Here is a 17894-nt window from a genome sequence, read left to right on the forward strand (position 1 = left end):
CTCGACCAAACGTCACCGAGGTCGCGATGCGAACGAAGGCGGCGTGAGTATGCTCGGACCTTTCGCGGACCGGGGGCCAACGTGAGTAGTTCAAACGATCATGCTACGCAACTCCGCGTCGCCTGGATTGGGGCCGGCGCCGTCGTCGTGGCGGCTGTCTTAACATTTCTGGGCATCATCCTCGGCCGTACGACTCCTGTGCTGAGTAACGTCATCTCTGCGCCGACCGTCACCACTACTGCGACGACCACGGCGACGGTGACAGCGAAACCACCATCGCCGCTCCCGAAAGCAACCTCATCTACCACGTCCACGGTGGAAGGCGAACCGGGCGTCCCGACAGCCGGCAAGGAGAACTTCACCGAAGTTGCTGACTACGTGGACTCGTCGGGCGGAATCATGGATGACGACGCAACGGCAACGCTGCGCGGCAACATCCTTCCACATTCCCTGCAAGCGAAAGCTAATTGCCAATCCGACTACAGTGGCGACGTAACATACGATTACTCCATTCCCGCGCACTTTCAGAAGCTGACCGGGACCTTGGGGATCGACGATCAGTCTGTGGGTTCGGGACCCATCGAATGGCGTGTGTATCTCAATCGAGCCGCGACTCCGGACAAATCTGGACGCCTGTCACCCGGCGAGACATACCCTCTTGATGTCGACGTCTCGGACGCCTACCGAATCCGACTGTTTATCAATGACCCCAAGGCTCCAAGGGTCTCCTGTGGGAACAGCGGAATAACCGTTTTCGACTGGGGATCGTTGACCCTCACGAGCTAACCCGCCGAGACCGTCTCCGCCGAGACGGCGCCGTCACGGAAGGCGGTGACGGCGTAGGTCGGGAGTGGGCCGGTGAGCGGGGCGCCGCCGTCCTCCAGGGACGTCGCCCGGGTGCGGCCGACGACCTGCCAGCGGCCGTCGCCGACCCGGCGCGACACCTTGAACTCGGCACCCGCCGGTCCGGTCCAGGAGACGAGCACGCCGCCGTCACGACGACGGCTGGCGACGAGGTCGGCCGGGGCGGCGAGCGGCGCCGGCGGTGTGACCGGTGCAGCCGGGGCCGGCGCGAGCCCGGTGCGTGCCTCGGCGGAGGTGTCCCCCGCGCGGGTGGCGACGACGACGTAGTCCGGCAGCGGTCCGGAGGAGCCGGCCCCGCCATCCTCCACGACGCAGGCCGGGGTACGCCCGACGACCTTGGTGGTGCCGTCCGGCAGGACCCGGCTGACGCGGTAGCCGACGCCGGCCGTGGCCGAGGCCTGCCAGCTGACGATGACGGTGCCGCCGCGGTCGCGATGCGCCTTGACGCCACGGGGCGGGTGGAGCGGGATTGCGGCCAGAGCGGCCACCGCGGCGGGATGCTCGGGCCAGCGCTCCAGGACGGCGAGCAGTGCGCCGGCCGGGTCCGGGGAGGCCGCAGCGCCCGCGACCAGCTCGTCGGCGGCGGCGACCTCGCGACGGGCACGGTCGAGCTCGAGCTCGGCCTGCCCCACACCGCCCGGGCTAGGGACGTCGACGGCTGCGCGGCAGAGGTGTTCGAGGTGCTCGACGGCCTCGGCGAAGCGCCGGGCCCCGATCGCCGTCGCGGCAGCCCGCCAGCGCAGCTCGGCCTCGCCGATCGCGGCCTCGATCTCGTCGGCGACCGCGCGCACCGGCGTCTGCCCGGCCGGGTCGCGGACGGCAGCAGCCGCGGCATGGGCGACCAACCGCCGGGCCTCGAGCAGCCGTCCGGAGCGCAACGCCTTACGCGCGTCGCGTAACGGCTGCTCCCAGGGCCGGGTCGCGGGCGGCTCCGGCTCGACGCGCCGTGGTCGGGGCGGGGCAGCGCCACCGAACGGCTCGGCCGCGACGCCCAGCTCGTCGGCGATGCCGGCGACCGTCCTGCGGGCGCGGTCCCAGTCCAGGCCGAGCTCGACGGCCTCGGTCACCAGGTGCTCGTGATCGTCGGCGACGAGCCGGTCCTCCACCAGGACGGCCGCGCGCACCCGCGGCCGCAGTCGGTCGGTGACGTCCAGGACCACGGCGTCGAGGTAGCCGTCCCGCACCTGGCCGCCGGACTCCAGCAGCTCGCGCACCAGCACCAGCAGCTCGTCGGCGACGGCACGCATCCGGCTCGGCGGCAGTTCCCGGGCGCGGGCGCGCCAGGCCTCGGCGCGGTGGGTGATCTCGCCGGGGGTCGCCGTCGGGTCCAGGCCGAGCAGGGCGAAGAGCGTCGCCGGTGGTGGGGCCTCCTGCAGCCGGCCGAACTCGTCGAGCAGGTCGCGCACCTGCCGGCGCCGGTGGTCGCTGACCGCCGGTTCGCGGTTCGGCGCCGGTACCGCGGCCGGGGCCGCATCGATCACCCGGTACCGGCGCAGCCGCGCCTGCACCTGCTCGGCATCGAGTCCACCGAGCGCACCGATCTCGACGAGACCGGCAATCTTGTCGCGCGGGATCCCGCCGTGCCGGTCGACGAGCCGGCTCACCGCCTGGTCGAGCAGCTCGTAGCGCTCCTCCTCGCGCCGCGCCCGCTCCGCCCGCACCCGGACCGCCAGCGAGGCACGTTGGCGCCGGTCGAGCAGCGGAGCGCTGCGCTCCTGATGGGACTCGACGAGCAGTCCGGTGAGTGTGCCGTACTTGGGGTGGTCGCGGTGCCGCTGCCAGAACGCCCACACCGCCGCGACCTGTTCGGCGACGGCCGCGTCCGGGAGGCGCTCGGCACCGTCGAGCGGCAGGTCGTAGAGCTCGAAGGCATCCGACGCCTCGGGACCCCCGCGCCTGGCCACCGCGGCGAGCACCCGTTTGCGGTAGCCGTTGGCGTCGAAGCCGACGCTCACGTCTCGCGCCGCCGCGTGCGCTGCAGCTGCTCGCGCTCGCGCGCGACCTCGGCCTGGGAGAGCGTGGCGCCGGTCTGGGCGGTGAGCGTCAGCGGCAGTCCCGCCTGGACGTGGAAGGCGTAGACGGTGAGCACCCCGTCGAAGCCCATGTCGAAGGTCACCTGAACCTCGCTGCCGGCCTCGTAACCGGGCGGGATGCCGTCGATGGAGCCGGCCACCAGCAGCTTCACGTCGCGCAGCTGGCGGGACTCGGCCTGGCTCTGCTGCTCCACGATGCGCAGTTCGATGGCGTCTTGGTCGGGGCGGACCGTGCCGAAGGAGCGCTGCGCCCGGATCGGCAAGCGGTCGTTGCGGTGCACCAGCCAGACCGGTTCCAACTCACCGGTCATCGAGTTCGCGGCGAGGACGCCGAAGCCGCGCGAGACGACGGTGTCGACCCGGATCTCGATGGAGCGCCGCACCTGCGCCAGCGGCAGGCCGAGTGCGTCGGCGGCGCGACGGCAGGCGGCGTCCAGCTCGTCGGGATGGGCGTGTTCGAGCGGCGCGCCGTCGCCGAGCCGACCACGGGTCACGAGGTCGGCCGCGACGAGACGTTCGAGATCCTTCTTGGCCCCGAAGAGCGCCGCGCCCTTGGCCACCGCGAGGTCCGGGTCGTGCAGCTCCGGCTCGATGCCCAGCTCGTCGCGCAGCGCCCGACCGACCATCGGCATCCGAGACGAGCCACCGACCATCAGCACCCGGTTCACCCGGCCGACCCCGCGGCGCTCGGAGGCGGCCAGGCAGGCGGTCGTGAGGTCCAGGGTGCGGCGCAGCAGCGAAGCCGTCATCTCCTCGACCTCGGCTCGGGTGAGGGTGATGGTCGAGCGGGCGCCGTCGTGCGCGACGACCACCTCGGTGCTCTCCCGCTCGGAGAGCTCCCGTTTGGCCCGTTCGGCGGCGAGGACGAGCTCCTGTCCGCCGGTCGAGTCGTCGAGCGGATCCTCGGCCTCCGGGTTCTCCTCGCAGAACCGCCGCGACAGGTGCAGGCAGATCCGCTCGTCCCAGTCCGCGCCGCCGAGCTGGTGGTCGCCGTCCACCGCCAGGACCGAGATCCGGCGGTCGGCCAGCTCGATGACGGTCGCGTCGAAGGTGCCGCCACCGAGGTCGTAGACCAGGACCGTCTCGTAGGCCCCGCTCTTGTCCAGTCCGAAGGAGCCGTCGAGGCGACCGAAGCCGTACGACAGCGCCGCCGCGATGGGCTCGCTCAGCACGTCAACGACGTCCAGGCCGGCGTAGGTGCCGGCGAGGATCGTCGCCCGCCGCTCCTCGTCACCGAAGTAGGCCGGGACGGTGATCACGGCCGAGGTGATCCGCTCGCCGGAGCCGAACTCGGCGTCAGCGACCAGGGACTTCAGGATCAGCGACGAGACCGCCGGGGCCGACCAGCCCTTGCCGTGCGCGACGAAGCGCCAGTCGCTGTCGCCCATGCGCCGCTTGACGAGCGCGCAGACGTGGTCCGGGTCGAGCCGGGACTGCCGCCGCGCACCCTCACCGACGAGATAATCCTCCGGCGAGGCGAAGAGCACCACCGACGGCACGGTGGGCTCCCCCGTCATGCCCACGAGCACCTCGGGACGGCCGCCGGCATCGACGCGCGCGACGGCGGAGCAGGTGGTACCGAGATCGATCCCGTGGACGGCCACCGCCGGAGACTACCGAGGCTTCCTACGATCGTCCGATGGACGCAGAGCCCTCCTGGCAGGACGTGGTCGACGCCGTCACCGATCTCGGACGGATCGTGACACGGCAGTCGGCGACCCTGGACCGGCTGGTCGACGACGCTCGCGAGCGTGACGGTCGCGACCGTGCGGGCGCCGACGTCGCGCTGCTGGTGGACCTCTTCGAGGTGCACCGCGACGCGGCCGCCTGCGCCACCACGGCGCGGGCGGCCAAGGACCGGCGCGCCTTCGCGGCCCTGGCCGGGCAGCTCGAGCGGGTGCTGGCCGGGCGGGGCGGGACCGTGGTCGCACCCGCACCAGGTGCGGCCTTCGACGCGGCGACGATGGAGGTCGCGGACGTCGTGGTCACCACGGACCCTGCCCTGGACCGCAGCGTGGAGTCGGTGCGGTCACCGGGCCTGACGCTGACCGCCGTGGGCCGCTCGGTGCGCCCGGCGCGCGTCGTCGTCCGGCAGCTGTCACGCGGGCGGTAGCCGCACCTCGACGGTGAGCCCGCCGCCGGGGTTGGCGCGGGCCGAGACGACGCCGTGGTGCGCGGCGACGATGGACCGCACGATGGTGAGCCCCAAACCGACGCCGCCACCGTGGTCCAGCCGCTCGCCGGTGAGCCGTCGGAACGGTTCGAAGAGTCCCGCCACCTGATCCGGCGGCACCGCCGGTCCGGTGTTGCCGACGACGAGGACGGCCGGGGACAGGACGCGGACCTCCACCCGTCCGCCCGGCTGGTTGTACTTGATCGCGTTCTGCACCAGGTTGGCGACGAGCCGCTCCACCAGGGCCTGCTCACCGACGATCCCGGCCGGTGCCATCTCGATGTCGAGCGTGAGCCCGCGCTCCAGGGCGGACGCGCGCAGCAGCTGCGTCGCCTCCGCCGTGACCTGGTCGAGTCGCAACCGGGTGGTGGTGACGGTTCCCCGGTCGGTCTCGGCGAGGGTCAGCAGTCCCTCGATCAGCTTCTCGTTCCGCTCGTTGGTGGCGAGCAGCTGCCGCGTCAGCAGCTCCAGCTGCTCGGGCGTCAGCGCGGCCGACAGGCTGACCTCGATCAGCGCACGCTGCGTCGCGAGCGGCGTCCGCAGCTCGTGGGAGGCGTTGGAGGCGAAGCGCCGCTGCGCCTCGTAACCCTCCGACACCCGGTCGAGCATCCGGTCGACGGCGTCACCGAGGCGGCGGGTCTCGTCCGAGGCTCGCCCCCGGCGTCGCAACCGGAGTCCGAGATTCGCCGGCCCCAACTGCTCCACGGCGTCGGTCATCTGCCGCAGTGGCGCCGTCACCCAGCGGGCCAGCGCCACGAGGATGAGCACCGCGATCACCGTGCCCAGGATGAGCTCGACCATCGCGTACCCGGTGCGGTAGCTCAGGCTGTTGCAGCCGTTGAACGATCCGACGAGCTGGCCGACCCCACCGCCGCAGCCGATGTCGTTCGGGTTCGATCCGCGGAGCGCGTAGAGCAGCGCCGCGACGAGCCGCCAGGCGACGTCGATGTAGACCCAACCGACCGGGAAGCCGGCGAGGACGGCGAGGAGCGCGCGCCGGCGCACGGTGCCCACGCCGCTCAGTTCCCGAGCCGGTAACCGACCCGCGGCACGGTGTGCAGGACGGCGGGCTCACCCAGCTTCTTGCGCAGCGTCATCACCGCGACCCGCACCGCGTTGGTGAACGGGTCGGCATGCTCGTCCCAGGCCTTCTCCAGCAGCTCCTCCGAGCTCACCACGGCGCCGGCGTGACGCAGCAGCACGGTGAGGACGGCGAACTCCTTGGGGGTCAGGTCCAGGACGCGGCCGTCGCGGAAGGCCCGGTGACGGGGGATGTCCACGACGACGCCCTCATGTTCGAGCACCGGCGCCGCGGCCGTCGGTGGGCGGCGGGCCAGCGTCTGGATGCGGGCGGCGAGCTCGGCAAAGGCGAAAGGCTTGGTCAGGTAGTCGTCGGCGCCGAGACCGAGCCCGTCGACCCGGTCGCGGATCCCGCTCGCCGCGGTGAGGATGAGCACCCGGGTGCCGAGCTGCTCGCGCACCAACCACCGGCAGACGTCATCACCGGTGGCCCGGGGCATGTCACGGTCGAGGACGGCGACGTCGTAGGCGTTGACGGCCAGGCGTTCCCTGGCGGCCTCGCCGTCGTAGCAGACGTCCACCGCCATGGCGAGCTTGCGCAGCCCGTCCGCCACGGTGTCGGCGAGCAACTGCTCGTCGTCGGCCAGCAAGACCCGCACGATCGTCCCTCCCGTCGGTGACCATCCGATCATGGTCGGACCGGCGTCATAAGCGCGCCGTAAGCCGCGCGCGAATGCCGACGATAACGGCGGTCCGCGACTGTCGAGGTCATGACCGCCACCCTGACGCCCTCGGAGACGCCGCACGCCGTCTTCGGCCAGACCACCGTCGTGGCTTCGGGCCGACGACGTCACCGCCTGCGGAACCTCGTCGTCCTCACGATCGTGCTGACGATCGTCACCGGCCTCGCGCTCGTCGCCGGGTATCGCTACCTCACCGACGACAGCCGCCGTGACTATCTCGGCGCGGACGGCTGGCCGGCGAGCGGACAGGCGGCGCTCGTGGTGGGTGACGGGCCTGCGCTGGTGGGGCCGCGGCAGCGACCGGCGCCGATCGCCAGCGTGGCGAAGGTGATGACGGCGCACCTCGTCCTGCTCGCCTCTCCGCTGCGACCGGGCCGGGACGGCTTCCCGCTGCAGATCACCGACGCGGACGCGCGCCGTACCGCGCAGCAGCGCGACCAGGACCAGTCACTGGTGCCGGTCCGGGCCGGGACATGGCTCTCCGAGCGGCAGGCCCTGCTGGCGTTGCTGCTCCCGTCGGCCAACAACATGGCCGAGTTCCTCGCCCGGCGGGTGGCGGGCAGCGTGGCGGCCTTCGTCGCCCGGATGAACGCCACGGCGCGGGCCCTGGGGATGCGCGACACGCACTACGCCGACCCGAGCGGCTTCGACCCGGCCACGGTCTCGACCGCCGCCGACCAGCTCAAGCTAGCGCGCGTCGTGGCCCGGGACAGCACCTTCACCGCGTTGGCGGGGACCCGGTCGGCGTCGATCCCGGTGGCGGGGACCATCCACAACACCGACACACTGCTCGGACGCGACGGCTTCGTCGGCACCAAGACCGGGTCCATGGACGCCGCAGGCGGCTGCTTCATGTTCCGGGCACACCGGAGCGTCAACGGACACCGCGTCGTCGTGCTCGGGGTGGTCCTGGGACAACCGGGGCACAACCTGGTCGACGCCGGGCTGTACGCCTCGGCGCAGCTCGTGGCGCGGATCGTGCGCTAGTCGACCCGCCGCTCGACCGAGACCTCGGTGATCCGCAGCCGGACCCGCTCGTGCAGGCTCGCCGGGGCCCGGTCGCCACCGCAGCACCGGGAGATCAGCGCCCGGACGTCCTGCTCCAGCCCGACATGCTTGAGGCACGGGCTGCAGGAGTCGAGGTGGCGCTGGATGCGATCACGCAGCTGCGGATCGCCCTCGTGGTCGAGATAGAGGTACACGTCGGCCAGGACGGCGTCGCAGTTGATGCCACCCGGTTCCAGGTCGAAGCCGTCCATCACTCGTCGCCCCCTGCCGCGCCGCTGCGGATGAGTCCCCGGTCGCGCGCGTAGTCGCCGAGCAGGCCCTGCAGCTGCTTGCGGCCGCGGTGCAGGCGCGACATGACGGTGCCGATCGGAGTCCCCATGATCTCGGCGATCTCCTTGTACGCGAAGCCCTCGACATCGGCGAGGTAGACCGCGAGGCGGAAGTCCTCGGGCAGCGCCTGCAGCGCCTCCTTGACGTCGGAGTCCGGGAGGTGGTCCAGCGCCTCCATCTCGGCGCTGCGCAGCCCGGTCGAGGTGTGGGACTCGGCCCGCGCGAGCTGCCAGTCCTCGACATCCTCGTTGCCGGACTCCTGCGGCTGCCGCTGCTTCTTGCGGTAGTTGTTGATGAAGGTGTTCGTCAGGATGCGGTACAGCCAGGCCTTGAGGTTCGTCCCCTCCTGGAACTGGTGAAACGCCGCGTACGCCTTGACGAAGGTCTCCTGGACGAGATCCTCGGCATCCGACGGGTTGCGCGTCATGCGCATCGCCGCCGCGTACAGCTGATCGAGGAAGGGCAGCGCGTCCCGCTCGAAGCGGGCGCGTCGCGCCTCGACCGTCTCTTCCGCCACCCGGTACTCCTTCACGTCGAAGGTCGAGAGTAACGGGCGCGCCATCTCCAGCGTCGCTGCAGCCATGCCTCGTGCAACAGGCGACGGTCTCCGGTCATTCCGCCGGTACGTTTCCGCACATGGCCACCGGGACCCCTGCGACGGCACTGCTCACGCGTGCGGGCATCGCCTTCACGCTGCATCCGTACGAGCACGACCCGCGCGCCGAGGCCTACGGCGACGAGGCCGCGGCGGCGCTCGGGATCGAGCCGGAGCGGATCTTCAAGACCCTCATCGCCTCGGTCGACGGCGCGCTGACCTGCGCGGTCGTCCCGGTGGCCGGCAAGCTGTCGCTGAAGGCGCTCGCCGCCGCCGTCGGCGGCAAGAAGGCCGAGATGGGTGACCCGGCTGCCGCGGCGCGGGCCACCGGCTACGTCGTCGGCGGCATCTCGCCCATCGGACAGAAGACGCGGCTGCCAGTGGTCCTGGACGAGACGATCGAGCTCTTCGACACCGTCTTCGTCTCGGCCGGCAAGCGAGGACTTCAGGTGGAGCTGACGCCGGCGGACCTCGTCGCAGCCACCGGCGGGGTGGTCGCCGACATCGCCGCCTGGTGACCCCGCCTCCCCCTCTCGGTTTTGGCGGCAGGCGCTCGTATCTGAGCGGCTGCCGCCAAAACTGGAGGGGGTCACGGGGCGGGCGGGTCAGGTGAAGTCGTCCTCGCGGTACTCGGTCTCGCTCCGCCCCGTCCGCCCCGCCTCGGCCTCGCGCAGCTCGACGCGGCGGATCTTGCCGCTGATCGTCTTGGGGAGGTCGGCGAACTCGAGGCGACGGATGCGCTTGTACGGGGCCAGGTGCTCGCGACAGAACGCGAGGATCTCGCCGGCCAGCGCGCGGCTCGGCTCGGTCCCGGCGACGAGGACGACGTAGGCCTTGGGGACGGCGAGGCGGACCTCGTCCGGCGCCGGGACCACCGCCGCCTCGGCGACGGCCGGGTGCTCGATGAGGACGCTCTCCAGCTCGAAGGGGCTGATGCGGTAGTCGCTGGCCTTGAAGACGTCGTCGGCGCGACCGACGTAGGTGATGTAGCCGTCGGTGTCCCGGCTCGCGACGTCGCCGGTGTGGTACCTGCCGCCGGCGAAGGCGTCGGCGTTGCGCTCGTCGTCGCCCTGGTAGCCGACCATCAGGCCGACGGGACGCGGATCCAGGACCACGCAGATCTCCCCCTCGTCGGCGACGGCGCCGGTGATGGGGTCGACGAGGTCGATCTCGAAGCCCGGCATCGGACGTCCCATGGACCCCGGCTTCAGCTCGGCACCCGGCGGGTTGCCGATCTGCAGCGAGGACTCGGTCTGGCCGAAGCCGTCGCGGATGGTGATGCCCAGACCGCGCTCGACGGCGGCGATCACCTCGGGGTTGAGCGGCTCGCCGGCGCCGGCGAGCTCCCGCAGCGACAGCTCGTCACGCCAGGCGGCGAGATCCTGCTGGACGAGCATCCGCCACACCGTCGGCGGCGCGCAGAACGTCGTCACCTTGGCGTCGCGGAGCGTATCGAGCATCGCGGCGGCGTCGAAGCGCGCGTAGTTGTAGAGGCAGATGGTGGCGCCCGCCAGCCACGGCGCGAAGACACAGGACCACGCGTGCTTGGCCCAGCCGGGACTCGAGACGTTGAGGTGGACGTCGCCCGGCTGCAGCCCCAGCCAGTACATCGTCGAGAGGTGCCCGATCGGGTAGCTGGTGTGGGTGTGCTCGACCAGCTTGGGCAGCGCGGTCGTGCCGGAGGTGAAGTACAGCAGCAGGGTGTCGTCCGCGCGCGTCTCGACGTCCGGGGAGAACGGCTCGAGGCTGACCGACGAATCGCCGTATCGGGCCCAGCCCTCGACCGGCTCGCCCACCGCGATACGCAGGTAGCTGCCGGGCACCTGCTCGAACCCGGCGGTGACATCGCTGCGGGCGATCACCGCGCCGACACGACCGCGCTCGATACGGTCCCGCAGATCGGCCTCGGCGAGCAAGGTGGTGGCCGGGATCATGACCGCGCCCAGCTTCATCGCCGCGAGCGTGGTCTCCCACAGCTCGACCTGGTTGCCGAGCAACACCAGCACGCGCATGCCGCGGGCCACCCCCAGGCTGCGCAACCAACCCGCGAGCTGGTCCGACCGGGCCGACAGCTCGGCGAAGGTGTACGACGCCTCGCTGCCGTCGGCTTCGATGAGCCGCAGCGCAGGACGGTCGGGGTGGTCGGCGGCCAGGACTCCGTCGAACCAGTCGAGGGCGAAGTTGAAGTGTTCCGGCCGGGGCCAGCCGAAGCCCGCCTTGGCGGTGTCGTAGTCGTCTCGGTGGGCGAGGAGGAAGTCGCGGGCGGTGCGCAGTTGTTCGGCGGCTGAGCTCATGGCTCGACCCTGGCACGACCCACGAGCGAAGTCACCCGTGCCTGTCACTGGCAGGGGCAGGCACGACCGGAGCCCGGACCGCAGACTGGGAGGCGTGACGAACGATCTCGGTCTCGGCGAGTTCCTGCGATCCCGGCGGGCGGCCCTCGACCCCACCGCAGCCGGCATCGCCAGCTACGGCGCGCGCCGGGTGACCGGACTGCGGCGCGAGGAGCTGGCCGAGCTGGCGGGCGTCTCCACGACGTACTACACCCGGCTGGAGCAGGGCCACGCCACGAACGCCTCCGACGCCGTGCTGGACGCGCTGGCCCGGGCGCTTCGACTCGACGACTCCGAGCGGGCTCACCTCTTCGCCCTCGCCCGCGGTGGCAGCGTCCAGCCACCGGCCGACGAGCCCTACGTCGCCCGGATGCCGACGCTGCGGCTGATCGACGCCATGGCCGACGTCCCGACCGTGCTCCTGGCCCGCAACCAGGACGTCCTGGCCTGGAACCGCATCGGGCATGCCCTGGTCGCGCCGCACCTGCCCTTCGCCGCGCCGACCACCGGCACCGTCAACTGGACCCGCCTGCTCTTCGTGGATCCGGCCGTCCGCAGCCTCTACCGGGACTGGGCGCAGGAGGCGACCAGGGCCGTGGCGTCGCTGCGCTTCGTCGCCGGACAGTTCGCCGACGACGAGCGGGCCGCCGCCACCATCGCCGCGCTGCGCGCCGAGAGCCGTGAGTTCGACGCGCTGTGGCGCCAGCAGCCGGTGGAGCTCTGCACCACCGGCACGAAGCTGATGCGGCACCCCCGCCTCGGCGAACTGGACGTCGAATACGAGGTGCTCCACCTGGCCGAGGCCACCGGCCAACGGCTGCTGACCCATCACGCGGTTCCCGGTAGTGCGGCGGCGGACGCTCTCGCGCTGCTGGCCTCGACCACCCTCTGAGACCCCACGCCCGACCCCGTCCGCCGGGGTTGGCGCAAGCATGCGCAAAAACCTGCGCGAGAACAAGGAGGAACTCCCATGACCCACCTGCTGGCCCCCGAAGTGGCGGTCCGACACCGGGCAGGACCGGCACTTGCCGCGCTCGCCCTCGGCGCCTTCGGCATCGGCCTCACCGAGTTCGCCATCGCCGGCCTGCTGACCCCGCTCGCCGACGACCTGGACGTCAGCGTCTCCGCCGCCGGGCAGCTCGTCACGGGATACGCCCTGGCCGTTGTCGTCGGCGCCCTCGCCCTGACCCCGCTGCTGCTCCACCGCCCGCCGCGGACCGCCCTGCTGGTCTTCATCACCCTCTTCGTCCTCGGCAACGTCATCTCCGCGGCGGCCTCGGGCTACGGCGTGATGATGGTCGGCCGGGTCATCGCCGCGCTGTGCCACGGTGGGTTCTTCGGCCTCGGTGCCGTCGTGGCCGGTGACCTGGTGCCGCCGCAGCGCCGGGCGCAGGCCATCTCTGCCATGTTCGCCGGCCTCACCGTCGCCAACGTCCTCGGCGTCCCGCTCGGCACCTGGGTGGGGCAGACGCTGAGCTGGCGGGCGACCTTCTGGTCGATCGCGGTCGTAGGCGTCGTCGCCCTCGTCGCGGTCCGTCTCGCCGTGCCGGCGCTGGCTGCCCGCGACGACGCTCCGGTGCGGGCGCAGCTGTCCGTCCTCACCGACCGCCGCGTGCTGCTGCCGCTCTTCACCACGGCGGCCGTCTTCGGCGGCGTCATCGGGGCCTTCACCTACGTCGAGCCGCTCGTCACGAGGGTGACCGGGTTCGGGGAGGCGACCGTGCCGTGGCTGCTCGTCGTCTTCGGCGGCGGGCTGGTGATCGGCAACCTCGTCGGGGGCCGGCTCGCCGATCGCTGGCTGCACGGCAGCCTGCTCGCCCTCACCGGCGCGCTGCCGGTGATCCTCGGCTGCTACGCCCTCGGCGCGAACAGCCGGGTCCTCACCGTCGTCCTGCTCGCGGTGCTGGGGTTCGTCGGGTTCGCGACCGTGCCGGGACTGCAGCTGCGAGCCCTGGCCCACGCGACCGGCGCCCCCGTGATGGCGTCGGCCGGCAACATCGCCGCCTTCAACCTCGGCAACGCCATCGGCGTCGCCGCCGGCGGTTTCGCACTGTCGCATGTCGGGCTCACCGCACCGGCATGGGCCGGCGCCGGGCTCTGCCTGCTCGGATTCGTCCTCGTCGCCGGCTCCGCACGGGCGTCGGCATGACCCTCCACCCGCAGGCCGCCGCCCACCTGGCCGCCACCGCCGACGTCGCCCCCATCCATGCCCTGGACGTCCCCGCCGCCCGCACCGCCGGGTGGGGGTACCTGCAGTTGCAGCGTCCGCCGCGCCGCCTCGCCGCGGTCGAGCACCGCTTCATCAGCGGACCGACGGCGGATCTGCCGGTGCGCATCTACCGGCCTGCGGCCGCGGCCCCGGCCGGGCCGGCGATCCTCATGCTCCATGGCAGCGGCTGGGTCATCTGCAACCTGGACGTCTGCGACGAGCCGGCGCGGGCGCTCGCCGACGACACCGGCATGGTGGTGGTGACGGTGAACTACCAGAAGGCGCCCGAGCACCCCTACCCGCAGCCGCTCGACGACTGCGTCGCCGCCTTCGAGTGGCTGCGCAGCCGGGCCGCCGAGCTGGACATCGACCCCGACCGGATCGCCGTCGTGGGCGACAGCGCGGGCGGCAATCTGGCCGCCGGACTGTCGCTGCGGCTGCGCGACGCCGGACGGCCGCAGCCGGCCGCGCTGGCCCTGCTCTACCCGGCGCTGCTGCGCGAGACCTCCGACGACCCGGACGGGGCAGGGCTCTCCCGCGCGGACATGCGCTGGTTCTGGGATCACTACCTCTCCGGCGCGGCGGCGGACCGCTACGCGGCGCCGGGTGCCGTCGAGGACCCGGCAGGTCTCCCGCCGACCTTCGTCGCGACGGCGGAGCACGACGTGCTCCGCGACGAGGGACGGCAGTTCGCCCGGTGCTTGACGGCCGCCGGGGTCCCGGTCACCGCGGTCGACTACCCCGGCATGATCCACGGCTTCTACTGGATGGACGCTGTTCTCGACGACGCCGTCCGGCTGCAGTTGGATCTTGCTGCCTGGCTCACGACAACGCTGTGACGAAGCGTGTCACCGTCTCGGCGAGCCGCGGCAGCTCGCGCTTGAGGGAGTGGTCGGCGGCAGCGAAGACGACCACCTCACGCTGCTCGCCGGGCGGGGGCATGCCGAAGGGGTCCCGCTCCCCCTGGACGACAAGGGTCGGGACGCCGGCGGCATCCAGCTCGGGCAGCCTGCTCTTCTCGGGACGGCCGGGCGGGTGGAGCGGGAAGGCGAGCGCGACGACACCGGCGGCCCCGGTCATAGTCGCGGTGCGGCAGGCAACGCGTGCCCCATTCGACCGGCCGCCCAGCACGAGCGGCAGGCTGCCGAAGCCGCGGCGCCGCCGCAGGCCGGCGACGATGGGGAGCCACGCGGCGTCCTGGGGGCCGGGCTGCGGCGGCGTCTTGCGTCCCGCGACGCGGTAGGGCTGCAGCACCCGCGCGACCGCGACACCGGCCGCGACGGCGGTGTCCCGGATGGCGAGCAGGTCGACCGTGTCGACTCCCCCGCCGGCGCCGTGGGTGAGCAGCAGCAGGGCCCGGGCCCGTGGCGGCCGGTCGAGCTCGACGTGCCCGTCGGCGATCTCCAGGTGCACGCCGACAGCCTCGCATGCGGCGTCAGAAGAGCCGCTGCTCCTCGACCTCGGGCTCGACCCGCTCGAGCAGGTCGGGGCCGTTGTTGTCGACCTTGTTGACCAGCGTGGAGACCGGACGCAGTTCCAGCTGCTCACCCCGCGCCTCGTCCCACGGTCCGAGCAGCTCCGCCGGATCCTTCTCGGCCGGGTCGAGCCAGCGTCCCCAGGCATCCCGTGGCAGCACCAGCGGCATCCGGTCGTGGATCTCGTGCAGCACGCCGGTCGACTCGGTGGTGATGATGGTGCAGGTGGTGAGGGTCGACGCCGCCGTGTCGGCGGGGTCGCGCCAGAACTCGTAGAGGCCGGCGAAGGCGAGCGAGTGGCCGTCCGGCGGCGTCATCAGCACGGGCTGTTTCCGGACGCCGTCCGCGACGTCGACCTTGCGCCACTCGTACCAGCCGTCGGCGGGGACGAGACAGCGGCGGGCGGCGTAGGCCTTCTTGAAGGCACCGCTGGTGGCCACCGACTCGGCACGGGCGTTGAACATGCGGCCCTGCGTCTTGCGGTCCTTGGCCCAGGAGGGCACCAGCCCCCACGACACCACGCGCAGCTGCCGCGTCGGCGCGGGCGCCGCCTTGCCGTCGGCGTCCCGCAGCGGCCGGTTGACCACGACCCGCACCGGTTTGGTCGGCGCGATGTTGAAGTCCGCCTCGGGCCAGAGCCCGTCGGTGTGGTCCTCGGCGTCGAACTCGTCGGTCAGGTCGCCATCGGTCTTCACCGAGACATATCGCCCGCACATGGGTCCAGTATCCGTGCGGCAGACTGGAGTCATGTGGGACGCACCCTCGGCAGCCGGGCCGGTTCGAGCCACCGTGGCGCTGCCCGGCTCGAAGTCGCTGACCAACAGGCTGCTGGTGCTCGCAGCCGCCGCCGGCACCCCCTCCCGGCTCCGCGCTCCGCTGCGGGCCCGCGACACCCTGCTCATGGCGGCCGCCCTCCGCTCGCTCGGCGCGGAGATCGTCGACGACGGCGAGGACTGGGTGGTCACGCCCGGACCGCTGCGCGGCGGTGAGGTCGACACCGGCCTGGCCGGGACGGTGATGCGGTTCGTGCCGCCGCTGGCGGGGCTGGCCGACGGCGACGTCAGCTTCGACGGCGACGAGTACGCGCGCGAGCGGCCGATGTCCACCCTGCTGGACGGGCTGCGGCAGGTCGGCGTCGAGGTCGACGACGGCGGCCGCGGTCGACTCCCCTTCACCGTCTCCGGGCGCGGCGGGGTCCCCGGCGGGACGGTCCGCATCGACGCCTCGGCATCGTCGCAGTTCGTCAGCGGTCTGCTGCTCGCCGCCGCTCGCTACGACAAGGGCATCGAGCTGATCCACTCCGGGGCGAGCAACGTCCCCTCTCAGCCCCACCTGGACATGACGGTGGACGTGCTGCGCCGCGCGGGTGTCGACGTGGCGACTCCCGAGGTGGGCACCTGGGTCGTCGCCCCCGGGCCGATAGCGGGGACCGATCAACGGGTCGAGCCGGATCTCTCCAACGCGGCACCCTTCCTCGCCGCCGCGCTGATCACCAGTGGCGAGGTGACCATCCCGGCGTGGCCGACGAGCACCACCCAGGCCGGGGACGCGCTGCGCCACCTCTTCGCCGAGATGGGTGGGGACCTCACGCTGGACGGCCGCGGCCTGACGCTGCGGGGCACCGGTACCGTGCGCGGGTTGACGGCCGACCTGGGTGACGTGGGCGAGCTGACGCCGACCATCGCGGCGGTCGCGGCGCTGGCGTCCACACCGTCGACTTTGCGCGGAATCGCGCATCTGCGCGGCCACGAGACCGATCGGCTGCGAGCACTGCACGACGAGCTCACCGCCCTCGGCTGCGCGGTCACCGAGAACGCGGACGGCCTGACGATCGAGCCCCGACCGCTCACCGGCGGCACCTGGCACGCCTACGCCGATCACCGCATGGCGACGGCGGGTGCGGTGCTGGGTCTGATGGTCCCCGGCATGACCGTTGACGACATCGCCTGCACCACCAAGACGCTGCCCGACTTCGACGGGCTCTGGTCGGCCATGCTGGGCGCCTGACACGTGGCTCGGCGCGACACCAGCCGGTGGGACGAGGACGACGTCCGCTCCCGGGCCAACCCGCGGGGCACGCGGCCCCGGTCCAAGCAGCGGCCGTCCCACGACGACGCTCTGACCGGGACCGTCTTCGCCGTCGACCGGGGTCGCTACGGCGTGCGGGTGGGTGACACAGACGTCACCGCGATGCGGGCCCGCGAGCTGGGCCGCGCCGCCATGGTGGTCGGGGACAGCGTGGGCGTCGTCGGGGACCTCTCCGGCGGTCCCGACGCCCTCGCCCGCATCGTCCGCCTCGACGAGCGGGAGACGGTGCTGCGCCGCACCGCGGACGACAACGACCCCCACGAGCGGGTCATCGTCGCCAACGCCGACCAGCTCCTGATCGTCACGGCCCTCGCCGATCCGGGGCCCTCGTACGGCTTCATCGACCGCTGCCTCATCGCCGCCCTCACCGAGGGCATCGAGCCGGTGCTGTGCCTCACCAAGGCAGATCTCGCCTCCGCCGACGCAGTCATCCATCACTACGCCGCGCTCGACGTCCCCGCCGTCGTCACCCGACGCGGGGACCCGCTGGACGAGCTGCGCGCCCTGCTCCGCGGGCACGAGTCGGTGCTGGTCGGCCACTCCGGCGTCGGCAAGTCGACGCTCATCAACGCCCTGGTCCCCACCGCCGACCGGGCCACCGGGTCGGTCAGCGCGATCGGCAAGGGACGACACACCTCGTCCTCGGCGGTGGCCCTCGAGCTCCCCGAACGCGACGGCTGGGTCATCGACACCCCCGGCGTGCGGTCGTTCGGGCTCGCGCACGTCACCGCCGACGATCTGCTCTGGGCCTTCCCCGACCTCGAGGACGGCGCCACCCAGTGCCCGCCCGGCTGCGAGCACACGTCGGCCGAGATCGGCTGCCACCTCGACGCCTGGGTGGCCGAGGGGCACTCGACACCGCCGAGGCTGGCCGCCTTCCGGCAGCTGCTGGTCTCGCGCTAGGTGTGATGCCCGGGGACGTTGTCACCGGTGAGTTGATATCGGCCTGTCGTTGAGACAGGCGAAGGCCTCCGGTTGTGAAGTGGAGCTGTCTAGGAACCGCTTCACTGACCGGAGGCCTTC

The 17894-nt window shown here is 72.4% G+C and carries 18 protein-coding genes; 9 read left to right on the top strand and 9 right to left on the bottom strand.

The genetic code is table 11. The features are described 5' to 3' along the window. Positions 1 to 81 precede the first annotated feature (81 nt). Positions 82 to 786, top strand: a complete 705-nt coding sequence (locus AC0NZQ_RS21400; protein WP_474532144.1) for an NPCBM/NEW2 domain-containing protein — start codon at positions 82 to 84, stop codon at positions 784 to 786. Here AC0NZQ_RS21400 and AC0NZQ_RS21405 read toward each other — a convergent pair. Together AC0NZQ_RS21405 and AC0NZQ_RS21410 are read right to left on the bottom strand one after the other, a co-directional pair. Next, entirely contained in the window at positions 783 to 2819 is a 2037-nt protein-coding gene (locus AC0NZQ_RS21405) for a hypothetical protein (RefSeq protein WP_474532145.1), read from the bottom strand. The genes AC0NZQ_RS21400 and AC0NZQ_RS21405 overlap by 4 nt on opposite strands. Further along, a complete protein-coding gene (locus tag AC0NZQ_RS21410) occupies positions 2816 to 4501 on the bottom strand; it encodes an Hsp70 family protein (protein WP_474532146.1) in 1686 nt (561 codons plus the stop codon). Before AC0NZQ_RS21410 ends, AC0NZQ_RS21405 begins: the two co-directional genes overlap by 4 nt. A gap of 35 nt (positions 4502 to 4536) precedes the next feature. On the opposite strand from AC0NZQ_RS21410, the gene AC0NZQ_RS21415 reads away from it, so the two are divergent. Then, positions 4537 to 5010, top strand: coding sequence for a nucleotide exchange factor GrpE (locus AC0NZQ_RS21415; RefSeq protein ID WP_474532148.1), 474 nt, complete (start codon positions 4537 to 4539; stop codon positions 5008 to 5010). Here the strand turns inward: AC0NZQ_RS21415 and AC0NZQ_RS21420 are convergent. Together AC0NZQ_RS21420 and AC0NZQ_RS21425 are read right to left on the bottom strand one after the other, a co-directional pair. Next, a complete protein-coding gene (locus tag AC0NZQ_RS21420; RefSeq protein ID WP_474532149.1) occupies positions 4996 to 6084 on the bottom strand; it encodes a sensor histidine kinase in 1089 nt (362 codons plus the stop codon). The genes AC0NZQ_RS21415 and AC0NZQ_RS21420 overlap by 15 nt on opposite strands. A gap of 5 nt (positions 6085 to 6089) precedes the next feature. Next, complete coding sequence (locus tag AC0NZQ_RS21425; RefSeq protein ID WP_474532150.1) at positions 6090 to 6749, bottom strand: response regulator transcription factor; 660 nt, start codon at positions 6747 to 6749, stop codon at positions 6090 to 6092. A 111-nt stretch (positions 6750 to 6860) separates the two neighbouring features. On the opposite strand from AC0NZQ_RS21425, the gene AC0NZQ_RS21430 reads away from it, so the two are divergent. Next, on the top strand, positions 6861 to 7820 hold the full coding sequence (locus AC0NZQ_RS21430; protein ID WP_474532151.1) for a D-alanyl-D-alanine carboxypeptidase family protein: 960 nt from the start codon (positions 6861 to 6863) through the stop codon (positions 7818 to 7820). On the opposite strand, the gene rsrA is transcribed toward AC0NZQ_RS21430, so the two are convergent. Beyond that, positions 7817 to 8092 (bottom strand): mycothiol system anti-sigma-R factor, encoded by a 276-nt coding sequence (gene rsrA, locus AC0NZQ_RS21435; protein WP_474532152.1) that lies wholly within the window; start codon positions 8090 to 8092, stop codon positions 7817 to 7819. The genes AC0NZQ_RS21430 and rsrA overlap by 4 nt on opposite strands. Next, on the bottom strand, positions 8092 to 8733 hold the full coding sequence (locus AC0NZQ_RS21440) for a sigma-70 family RNA polymerase sigma factor (RefSeq protein WP_474532165.1): 642 nt from the start codon (positions 8731 to 8733) through the stop codon (positions 8092 to 8094). Before AC0NZQ_RS21440 ends, rsrA begins: the two co-directional genes overlap by 1 nt. A 74-nt stretch (positions 8734 to 8807) precedes the next feature. On the opposite strand from AC0NZQ_RS21440, the gene ybaK reads away from it, so the two are divergent. Further along, positions 8808 to 9284 (top strand): Cys-tRNA(Pro) deacylase, encoded by a 477-nt coding sequence (ybaK, locus tag AC0NZQ_RS21445; protein ID WP_474532153.1) that lies wholly within the window; start codon positions 8808 to 8810, stop codon positions 9282 to 9284. A gap of 87 nt (positions 9285 to 9371) precedes the next feature. Here the strand turns inward: ybaK and AC0NZQ_RS21450 are convergent, their stop codons facing one another. Beyond that, positions 9372 to 11060, bottom strand: a complete 1689-nt coding sequence (locus AC0NZQ_RS21450; protein WP_474532154.1) for an AMP-binding protein — start codon at positions 11058 to 11060, stop codon at positions 9372 to 9374. 94 nt (positions 11061 to 11154) lie between these two features. Between AC0NZQ_RS21450 and AC0NZQ_RS21455 the strand changes: the two genes are divergently transcribed. From AC0NZQ_RS21455 to AC0NZQ_RS21465, 3 genes are all read left to right on the top strand, one after another. After that, positions 11155 to 11991, top strand: a complete 837-nt coding sequence (locus AC0NZQ_RS21455; protein ID WP_474532155.1) for a helix-turn-helix transcriptional regulator — start codon at positions 11155 to 11157, stop codon at positions 11989 to 11991. A gap of 78 nt (positions 11992 to 12069) precedes the next feature. Next, entirely contained in the window at positions 12070 to 13248 is a 1179-nt protein-coding gene (locus AC0NZQ_RS21460; RefSeq protein ID WP_474532156.1) for an MFS transporter, read from the top strand. Then, positions 13245 to 14147 carry an alpha/beta hydrolase gene (locus AC0NZQ_RS21465; protein WP_474532157.1) on the top strand — a complete coding sequence of 301 codons (903 nt, stop codon included), beginning with the start codon at positions 13245 to 13247 and terminating at the stop codon, positions 14145 to 14147. Before AC0NZQ_RS21460 ends, AC0NZQ_RS21465 begins: the two co-directional genes overlap by 4 nt. On the opposite strand, the gene AC0NZQ_RS21470 is transcribed toward AC0NZQ_RS21465, so the two are convergent. Then, positions 14131 to 14721 carry an alpha/beta hydrolase family protein gene (locus tag AC0NZQ_RS21470; protein WP_474532158.1) on the bottom strand — a complete coding sequence of 197 codons (591 nt, stop codon included), beginning with the start codon at positions 14719 to 14721 and terminating at the stop codon, positions 14131 to 14133. The two genes, AC0NZQ_RS21465 and AC0NZQ_RS21470, sit on opposite strands and share 17 nt — an antisense overlap. Before the next feature lie 22 nt (positions 14722 to 14743). Continuing rightward, positions 14744 to 15499, bottom strand: coding sequence for an SOS response-associated peptidase (locus tag AC0NZQ_RS21475; protein WP_474532159.1), 756 nt, complete (start codon positions 15497 to 15499; stop codon positions 14744 to 14746). Positions 15500 to 15530: 31 nt separating this feature from the next. Here AC0NZQ_RS21475 and aroA point away from each other — a divergent pair, with 31 nt between their 5' ends. After that, entirely contained in the window at positions 15531 to 16790 is a 1260-nt protein-coding gene (gene aroA, locus AC0NZQ_RS21480; RefSeq protein WP_474532160.1) for a 3-phosphoshikimate 1-carboxyvinyltransferase, read from the top strand. 3 nt (positions 16791 to 16793) lie between these two features. Beyond that, positions 16794 to 17774: a ribosome small subunit-dependent GTPase A gene (gene rsgA / locus AC0NZQ_RS21485; RefSeq protein ID WP_474532161.1), complete on the top strand. Its 981-nt coding sequence runs from the start codon at positions 16794 to 16796 to the stop codon at positions 17772 to 17774. Positions 17775 to 17894: the final 120 nt, after the last annotated feature.

This window comes from Jatrophihabitans sp. sgz311053, assembly GCF_056135305.1.